Source organism: Saccharopolyspora terrae, from assembly GCF_004348435.1.
Classification (GTDB): domain Bacteria; phylum Actinomycetota; class Actinomycetes; order Mycobacteriales; family Pseudonocardiaceae; genus Saccharopolyspora; species Saccharopolyspora endophytica.
In genome coordinates this window covers 184171-192295 of the sequence record NZ_SMKS01000005.1, presented here as the reverse complement: position 1 = coordinate 192295, position 8125 = coordinate 184171, and the positions used below count along the sequence as shown (strand labels likewise).

Sequence of the window (8125 nt, the reverse complement as noted above, 5' to 3'; positions counted from 1 at the left end):
CCCCCACCCCGGCCGGAACCCCGCTGCTCAGCGAGGCGGAGCGCAAGGTCGCCGAACTCGCCGCCCGAGGCCAGACCAACCGCGAGATCGGCCGCCGCCTCTACATCACCGTCAGCACCGTCGAACAACACCTCACCCGCGTCTACCGCAAGCTCAACGTCCGCAAGCGCACCGAACTCCCAGCAGAACTCTCCCGCCTCAACGACTCCGAGGACTCGCACGATGTTACCCGTGAGGCCGAGGGGACGAGTACGCGTACCTCTGATGGAGCAACTGCAGGGTACTGAAGGCACGATCGACCCGGCCGGAGTTGCCCGGGTACTCCGTCTTCCAGTCCTCGAAGAGCGCGTGGTGATCGTGCCGGTGGAGGTCCGGGGCGACGGTGGCGACCAACTGCGCCAAGCCACGTGCTCGTTCGCTGCGCGGGTTCTTCTCGCACTGCTCGCACAGGTTGAGCAAGGCTCGCAGTGATGACTTGCGCGTCCGCTGATCGAGGAAGACGCGCCAGAAGAGTCGCGCGACCAGCCACGGGTGCGGGTCGACGAGGATTGGGTTCTCCTGCTTGGGGAGGGATTGCAGGTAGTGCTTCGCGTCGGTGAGACCGAGCGCGGCTTGCGCGCAGTCGAGCCCGACCGAGCGGAGATTGCTCAGCTGTTCGGCGTCGCGGCGGTGGCCGTGCGGGCGCGTCCACTTGACCAGCGCACGAAGGATCAGCTCGCGGTTGATCGGCCGGCTCAGCAGCGAGGTCACCGCGACTTTGACGGCTGGAACCAGTCGGGCATCGCTGCGAGCGATCGCCTCGAGCCGGGCCATCGCTCGCTCCGGATCACGCACGCCGTGCTCGGTGGCGTACACCAGAGCCGCAGTCCACTTGCGGTGGAATCCCGATCCCGTGCACCAGTCCCGGAGGAGCGGTTCGACGAAGTCCTTCGTGCCGGGATCGTCGGCGAACCTCGCCAGGAGCTCCGCGGCGAGTTCGTTGGAAGTCAGAGATTGCTTGCTTGCGAGCGTCTTGATGTGTTCCAACGGGTCGGTGTGGGGAAGTCCGGTGATGACGTCGTGCAAGGCCTTCGCGCAGTACCACTGGAATCCGTTCTTGGCCTGGCGCGCCATCCAGTCCACGATCACCGGGCGGAACAGGTCGTATTCGAGCCAGGCTCGGCGGAAGGCCCACTTCGCCCAGTCTGATCGTCTGAAGTGGACGTTCTCGCGGAAGAGACTTGCCCCTCTGGCATGGGGATGCCACGTCGTCGTCGCGTTCAAGCTGCTGAGGATGACGCTCTTGCTGAAGTCAAAGATCTTCCGCTGTCTGAGTCGCTTGTCCTCTGGCTCGTCTGCCTTGGCGATCATCTCCTCCAGCTCCTCGGCGGAGCTCATCACGTCGCCGTAGTCGCGGTTGGTGAAGACGGCGATCGCGACCAGCATGGCGTACTCGATCGTCGACCGATCCTCGTGGAACCAGTCCGCTACCAGGTACTGGGCTTCGCGTGAGAGATCGGCCAGAGCGGGCTCGAGCTCTCGCTTGTTCTCATGCACGTCCCACGCACGTATGGCCACGAACTCCGCCTCGTTCGGCGCGGAATCGTCGCGGAGATGTGCGCGGAAGTCCTCGGTGAGGATCGTGTCGACGAGATCCGTGGGGCAATCCGGGTGCGATCGCAGGAACTCCCTCGCCACCTGGGTGGAGTCGGGACGACCGAGCCTGCTCTCGAACCTCTGAAGGCCGACCTCCAGCACCTCGTCGACGATGACCACCACGTAGCACTGATTCCGCTGAGCCCAGGTTGCTACGCGCTCGGCCGTGCGGGGCGCGATCTTCTGCTGCCACTGCGATTCGGTTCCTTGCCAGATGAATCCGCCGTCGCTGTCGAGCTGTTCGTCGGTGATGCTGTCGAACGAACGACGTACGTTGAGCTGTGAAATCGTGCGCGCACCGCAGTCGACCAGCATACGGATCGCGGCCAGCGACCTGCCGGTGCCCTTACCTCGCAAGAGAACGAGATTGCTCTTCTTCAACGTTGCCAGGGCATCGTCGTATCCCGGGCAGGGAACGAAGTGATTCTTGGCGCGTTCCAGATCGTGGTCGGAAACGCGAAAGTCGTGCAGCTCCGGCTTGGAGAACGCGGAACCCGTGTAGTTGTTGTAGTTGACCGGTCCGTTGATCTGGCCGGCGTTGACGCCGTTGTTGGTCTGGGTTTCGTTGTTGACCTTGCTCGCGGAGTCGTTCTTCCCGACGTCGTCGTTCGGGGGAGTCGCGGTGGAATCCACGGTGCGTTCCGGTGTCTCGACGGGGCTCATCGCGACTCCGGGGCGTTGTAGTTGACCGGTCCACTTATCTGACCTGTGCTGATGCCGTAGTTGTTCTCGCCGGTGTAGTTCGTGATGTGGACTTGCCGCGGCTGCTGTTCGACGTGGTTGCGGTCGCCTGCGATCTGAACTCCCTGGTTTCCCCCGCTGTTGCTGATCGAGTGAGCTGCGGACCGCGTGTCATCAACAGATTCCGGGGAGACCGGCGGAGTCTCGCGAGGCGGCTCGGTGAGCTGCGCGGGGTTCACACCTGCGATGCGCACCCAGGCCTTCTGGTCGAACTCCTTGTGCTTGATGTTCATCGGCCCGAAGTCGTGGCGGGTGATGGCCCGGGTGTAATCGCCGCCGAAGACCGCTCGGTGTGCGTCGTCGGACAGGATGAGCGCCGTGGTGAACCGGTCGGCAGGCAGGGACGAACGCCATCGCTTGACGAGCGCTTGGAACTCGTTCGCTGCGAGGAGTCGACAGACGTCGATGTTGGGCCGGTACAATCCGAACTCAGCCGGCAAGGGGCCGAGGTGCAACGCGATGCGCAGCCGGATCTCGGGCTTGGCCGAGAGGTTGTGCCGGATCAGCAGCGCGTCGATCGAGGCGACCAGATCGATCAGCGCGGGAAGGTGCTGGCTCGGGTAGGCGCGCAGGAAGCCGTCGCCGCCGAACTGCCCGTTGCGGTGCACGTCATCGGCGATTCCGACCTCGCTCGAGGCCTCCGCCACGATCGTCTCGACGAGATGGGGGATCGTGCCGAGGTGTTCCGGCCTCGTCCCGCCCGATTCGATCGTGTCCACGGTCAGCAGGGCGCAGTGCTCGGGCATCTGTGCTGGGTCATTCGTTCGGCGCAAGGGTCGACTCCGTTCCGTCACTCTGGGTGGGTGAACGGAGTCTTGCTGAGTCGGAGGATGTGGTTCTCCCTGAAATCAGGGAGAACCACGTGTTCTTTCGACTACTTCACGTGATCGGGCGAGCGCGCAGGTAGCCGCGGAGGAGGTGGGGGTCGGGCAGCACGAAGGTCAGTCGGCGGGTGCGAAGCAGACCCTGGTCGCCCAGCTGCTTCAACGCCGCGTCCACGGTCGCCTCGCCGGCGCCGACGCACTGAGCCAGGTCCTTGCGGCTCAAACCGCTGATGGCCACCCCGTCGCGGGTCCGTTCGCCGAGCGCTTGGCCCCACGCGAGGAGCTGACGGCACACCCTGGTGGGCACATCCTGCGAGGCCAGGTTGATCTGGCGCTGATCTGCCCGGTGCAGGCGCTCGTACGCGATCCGACCGAGGATCAGCGGCAGCTCGGGATGTCGCCGCAGGAATTCCTTGAAGTCGCGGTGGTGGATCCTCGTCGCCTCGCAAGCGGTGTGGGCCACGACCGTGGCGCTGCGGGGCTTCGACTCCATCACGCCCTGCTCGCCGATGAGTTCGCCCTTGCCGTAGAGCCCTGCGATCAGGTCGCGACCGTTGCCCGCCAGCTGGACCTTGACGAATCCGCGCTCGATGAGCAGGACGTGATCACTCGGCCGGTCGACCAGCAGCAACAGCTCGTTGCGGTCGAAGCCCGCGCGAGTGCCCTGTCCGCGCAGCTCGGCGCAGAGGTCCGCGCCCGCATGAGTGACGAAACTGTCCTGCGCGGGCAAATAGCCGGCATCGACGTCTTCTGCTGAGCCCCCAAGTTCCACCCGTTGATCATCCGTTGGCGATCGTGCGGACAGCTAGCGCTTTTCGAGCGATTGGTTACCACTGAACGGGTGGGTGTGGCCGACGAGCAACCGTGAGGGTTGCTGGGAATTTCACCTTGTCGGAGCAGTGGGTGGGTTTGGTTTTCCCTCTGCTGGGCGGTGTTTCGCTTTCGGGTTGTTGACGGTGGGGTTGTGCGATGCGACTATCGTGCGCACCACGCAGCCAGCCGTCGCCGATTTTTCGCTCGTGCACGTGCCTTTCCGGGTGTCGTTCTCCCGTCATTTCCCGCAGGAGCGTTTCCTGCGTCGCCGTAGATTTCCGCTTGCCCGAGGGGAGGTCGGTCGATGGTGGTTTCCGGGCCGGCCAGGATCAGCGCTCCCGTCGGGTCGTTCTACCGGATGTCGGTCGAGGTGTTCCGCCACGGATTCCGGCGTCCTTTCCAGCTCCGGGAGTTCTTGCAGCAGTCGTGGATGATCGTGAGCGTGTCGGTGGTGCCGACGCTGCTGGTCGCCATCCCGTTCTGCGTCATCGTCGTCTTCCAGCTCAACCAGCTGCTCACCGAGCTGGGTGCCGCAGACCTGGCCGGGGCCGGAGCGGGGCTGGCGGTGGTGCGGGAGATCGGGCCGATGGTCAGCGTCCTGGTCGTCGCCGGAGCCGGTGCGACCGCGATCTGCGCCGATCTGGGGGCGCGGAAGATCCGCGACGAAATCGCGGCGATGAGCGTGATGGGCCTGAATCCCGTGCAGCGACTCGTGGTTCCCCGAGTTCTCGCTTCCACCGTGGTGGCGCTGGCGCTCAACGGATTGGTCACCTTCGTCGGATTGGCGGGCAGCTTCCTGTTCTCGGTGCTCGTGCAGAATGCGAGCGCCGGTCTTTTCCTCGCGAATCTCACACTTCTCACCGGAATCGATGATCTTCTGGTGAGCGAGTTGAAAGCGGCGGTCTTCGGATTGCTGTCCGGACTCGTCGCCTGCCACCTCGGCCTCAACGCCAAGGGCGGGCCGAAAGGCGTTGGCGACGCGGTGAACCAGACCGTCGTGTTCAGCTTCATCCTGCTGTTCGCCGCGAACTCGCTGATCACGGCCGTGTTCCTGCAGGCGAGGGGCTGACCGTGGCGATCGGTGAATCCAAGCGGGCCAAGGTGATCCGGGTACCGCTGCGCAAGTTGGAGGACACCGGCCGCCAGGTCGTCTTCCACGGCCGGGTCTACGCGTCGGTGCCGACCGCGCTCGTGCGCTACAAGCGCGAGGTGCTGCGGCTGATCGCCGAGGTCAGCCTCGGCACCGGAGGCCTCGCGGTCATCGGCGGGACGGTCGTGATCGTGGTGTTCATGACCGCCGCGATCGGCGTCGAGGTCGGTTTGCAGGGCTACTCCTCGCTGGCCAACGTCGGGGTCGAGGCGCTCGCCGGGTTCGTCTCCTCCTACGCCAACACCCGCGAGGCGGCGCCGGTCATCGCCGGGGTGGCGCTGACGGCCACGGTCGGGGCGGGCTTCACCGCGCAGCTCGGGGCGATGCGGATCAGCGAGGAGATCGACGCGCTGGAAGTGATGGCGGTCCGGTCGGTCCCGTACCTGGTGACGACCCGGATCATCGCCGGGTTCGTCGCCATCATCCCGCTGTACTCGCTGGCGGTGCTGGGTTCGTTCGCCGCGACGAGGCTGGTCGTGACCGTCGCCTACGGGCAGTCCGGAGGCACCTACGACCACTACTTCAGCGCGTTCCTCGTGCCGTCGGACCTGCTGTGGTCGTTCGTCAAGGCGCTGGCCATGTCGGTCGTGGTGATGTCGGTGCACTGCTACCACGGGTTCGCGGCCACCGGCGGCCCGGCGGGCGTGGGCCAGGCGGTGGGGAAGGCCGTGCGCGGCTCGCTGATCGGCGTGATGCTGGTCGACCTGCTGCTGGACCTGGCGATTTACGGCTCCGACTCCTCGGTCCACATCTCGGGGTGATGGCGGTGAACTTCAGGCACGTGCTGGCCGGCGCCGGGTTCACGGCGCTGCTGGTGCTGCTGTCGGTGCTCTCGATCGCCCAGTACCACCGGGTCTTCGACCGCGTCGTGCCGATCACCGTCCTCGCCGACCGCTCCGGGCTGCTCATGGAACCGGGCTCACCGGTCAAGCTGCGCGGCGTCGAGGTCGGCTCGGTCAGCGAGGTCACCACCGACGGGACCGGCGCGAAGGTGAGCGTCGAGCTCGACCCCGAGCACGCCGAGCGGATACCGGCGGAGGTGTCGGCGAACCTCGTCCCGACGACGGTGTTCGGCGCCAAGTACGTCGAGCTGCGCACCGGCCGGGAATCCGGCGAGCACATCGCCGCCGGTGCCGTCATCGACCGGGCGCGGGTGAACGTCGAGCTGGACCACACCTTCGACCACGTCGTGCGCACCCTGCAGCGCGTGCCGCCGAGCAAGCTCAACGCGGCCCTGACCTCGGTCTCGGGGGCGTTGCGGGGCAACGGTGAGCGCATCGGCGAGCTGATCACCGGCACCGACGACTACCTGCGCGCCTTCAACCCGCACCTGCCCGAGCTCGAAGCCCGCCTGCCCGAGATCGCCGCGGTCGCCGAGGACTACCGGGCCGTCGCCGACGACCTCACCACCACCGCCGCCAACCTCGGCGGGACCAGCACCACCCTGGCCGAGCAGCACCGGGCGTTCGCGGCGTTCCTGCTGTCGCTGACCGAACTCGGCAACACCACCGGCGGGCACCTGGAACGCCACGGCGACCAGCTGGTGACCGCGCTCGACACCCTCGCACCGAGCACCGCGCTGCTGCGCCGCTACTCGCCCGTGGTGCCGTGCTTCTTCGGCGGCGTGGTGCGCAACGGCGAGCTCATCCGCGCGGTCACCGGAGGCCCGGAGTTCGGCGGCACGCACCCCAACGCGCACGTCACCGTCAGCCTGCTGCCCGGCGCCCCCGCCTACCGGTACCCGGAGAACCTCCCCAAGACCGGCGTCGACACCGGCCCGCAGTGCCACGGGCTGCCCGAGGTGCAGGGCATCCCGCCGTACGTCAACTACGACACCGGGGCCAACCCGTACTCCGGTCACGACGAGACCGTCGTGCTCAACCCGGACGTGCTCGCCGTCTACCTGTTCGGCCCGCTCTCACCGATCGGAGGTGGCCGGTGAGGGGTGAGGTCGTCAAGCTGGCGGTGTTCTTCGCGATCGCCGCGCTCGCCGCGGGCTACATCGGCGTCCTGCTGGCCGAAACCCGAAGCGCTGGAGGGGAAACGCAGGTGCGCGCGGTGTTCGCCGACGTGTCGTACCTCGAACCCGGTGACCCCGTGCGCGTCGCCGGCGTGCGGGTCGGTCAGGTCGACGAGCTGCGGATGCGGCCGGACGCGACGGTGCTGGTGACGATGTCGGTCTCCGGCGCACCGCCGCTGACCGGCGGAACCCTCGCGGCGGTCAAGTACCGCGACCTGGTCGGCAACCGCTACCTCGAACTCGCCGAAGGCGGGGGAGGACCGCCGCTGGCGGGAGGTGTCATCCCGCTGGAGCGCACCCGGCCCGCGCTGGACCTCGACGTGCTCGTCGGCGGCTTCCAGCCGCTGTTCCAGGCCATGTCTCCGGAGCAGGTCAACCAGCTGTCCGGTTCGCTCATCCAGACCCTGCAGGGCGAAGCCGGGGCGCTGAACTCGTTCCTGACCTCCCTCGCCTCGGTCACCGGCACCCTCGCCGACCGCGACCGGCTCATCGGCGACGTCATCGGCAACCTCAACGCCGCGCTCGCCACCTTCGACGAGCACGACCGGCAGGTCTCCGACGTCATCGCGCAGACCCGGCAGCTGGTCGGCGGGCTGAGCGCCGACCGCCGCTCGGTCACCGGTGCCGTGGACCACCTCCACGGGCTGACCGCGGCCACCGCCGACCTGCTGCCGCGGCTGCGCCCCGACCTCAACGCCGAGATCGGTGATCTGCGAACCCTCTTCGGCACGCTCAACGCCCACGACGAGCAGCTGCGCACGGCGCTGCGCGAACTGCCCGAGGCGTACCGCCGGATCGGCCGGATCGGCGTGAACGGCAACTTCTTCAACGCCTACCTGTGCAGCGTGCGAGTCCGCACCAGCGCCCCGACCGGCGGATACCTCTACACGCCGTGGATCGACAGCGACGTGCGGCGCTGCGCCGAGGAAGCGGGGAACTGAC

At 67.1% G+C, this 8125-nt stretch carries 8 protein-coding genes; 5 read left to right on the top strand and 3 right to left on the bottom strand.

Features of this window, described 5'->3' with window-relative positions; translation table 11 throughout:
- A partial coding sequence (locus tag E1181_RS05940; protein ID WP_132672874.1) for a response regulator transcription factor occupies positions 1 to 287 on the top strand: 287 nt, incomplete at its 5' end.
- Here E1181_RS05940 and E1181_RS05935 read toward each other — a convergent pair.
- From E1181_RS05935 to E1181_RS05925, 3 genes are all read right to left on the bottom strand, one after another.
- Positions 226 to 2298, bottom strand: a complete 2073-nt coding sequence (locus tag E1181_RS05935) for a hypothetical protein (protein WP_132672873.1) — start codon at positions 2296 to 2298, stop codon at positions 226 to 228. The two genes, E1181_RS05940 and E1181_RS05935, sit on opposite strands and share 62 nt — an antisense overlap.
- A complete protein-coding gene (locus E1181_RS05930) occupies positions 2295 to 3122 on the bottom strand; it encodes a hypothetical protein (protein ID WP_132672872.1) in 828 nt (275 codons plus the stop codon). Before E1181_RS05930 ends, E1181_RS05935 begins: the two co-directional genes overlap by 4 nt.
- A gap of 133 nt (positions 3123 to 3255) precedes the next feature.
- The gene (locus E1181_RS05925; protein WP_132672871.1) at positions 3256 to 3972 is read right to left on the bottom strand and encodes a Crp/Fnr family transcriptional regulator; all 717 of its coding nucleotides are present in this window, start codon (positions 3970 to 3972) and stop codon (positions 3256 to 3258) included.
- A gap of 345 nt (positions 3973 to 4317) precedes the next feature.
- Here E1181_RS05925 and E1181_RS05920 point away from each other — a divergent pair, with 345 nt between their 5' ends.
- From E1181_RS05920 to E1181_RS05905, 4 genes are read left to right on the top strand one after another with little or no spacing between them, the layout of a single operon-like run.
- Positions 4318 to 5082, top strand: coding sequence for an MlaE family ABC transporter permease (locus tag E1181_RS05920; RefSeq protein ID WP_132672870.1), 765 nt, complete (start codon positions 4318 to 4320; stop codon positions 5080 to 5082).
- Positions 5083 to 5084: 2 nt separating this feature from the next.
- Positions 5085 to 5924 carry an MlaE family ABC transporter permease gene (locus E1181_RS05915; RefSeq protein WP_408009276.1) on the top strand — a complete coding sequence of 280 codons (840 nt, stop codon included), beginning with the start codon at positions 5085 to 5087 and terminating at the stop codon, positions 5922 to 5924.
- A gap of 5 nt (positions 5925 to 5929) precedes the next feature.
- Entirely contained in the window at positions 5930 to 7105 is a 1176-nt protein-coding gene (locus E1181_RS05910; protein WP_165944523.1) for an MCE family protein, read from the top strand.
- Positions 7102 to 8124 (top strand): MCE family protein, encoded by a 1023-nt coding sequence (locus tag E1181_RS05905; RefSeq protein WP_165944522.1) that lies wholly within the window; start codon positions 7102 to 7104, stop codon positions 8122 to 8124. Before E1181_RS05910 ends, E1181_RS05905 begins: the two co-directional genes overlap by 4 nt.
- The last annotated feature ends 1 nt before the right edge of the window (position 8125 follow it).

Excerpts from the sequence above, each read along its gene's own strand:
- E1181_RS05920 (WP_132672870.1), top strand. The coding sequence starts at position 4,318 with ATGGTGGTTTCCGGGCCGGCCAGGATCAGCGCTCCCGTCGGGTCGTTC.
- E1181_RS05935 (WP_132672873.1), bottom strand. The coding sequence starts at position 2,298 with ATGAGCCCCGTCGAGACACCGGAACGCACCGTGGATTCCACCGCGACT.
- E1181_RS05930 (WP_132672872.1), bottom strand. The coding sequence starts at position 3,122 with ATGCCCGAGCACTGCGCCCTGCTGACCGTGGACACGATCGAATCGGGC.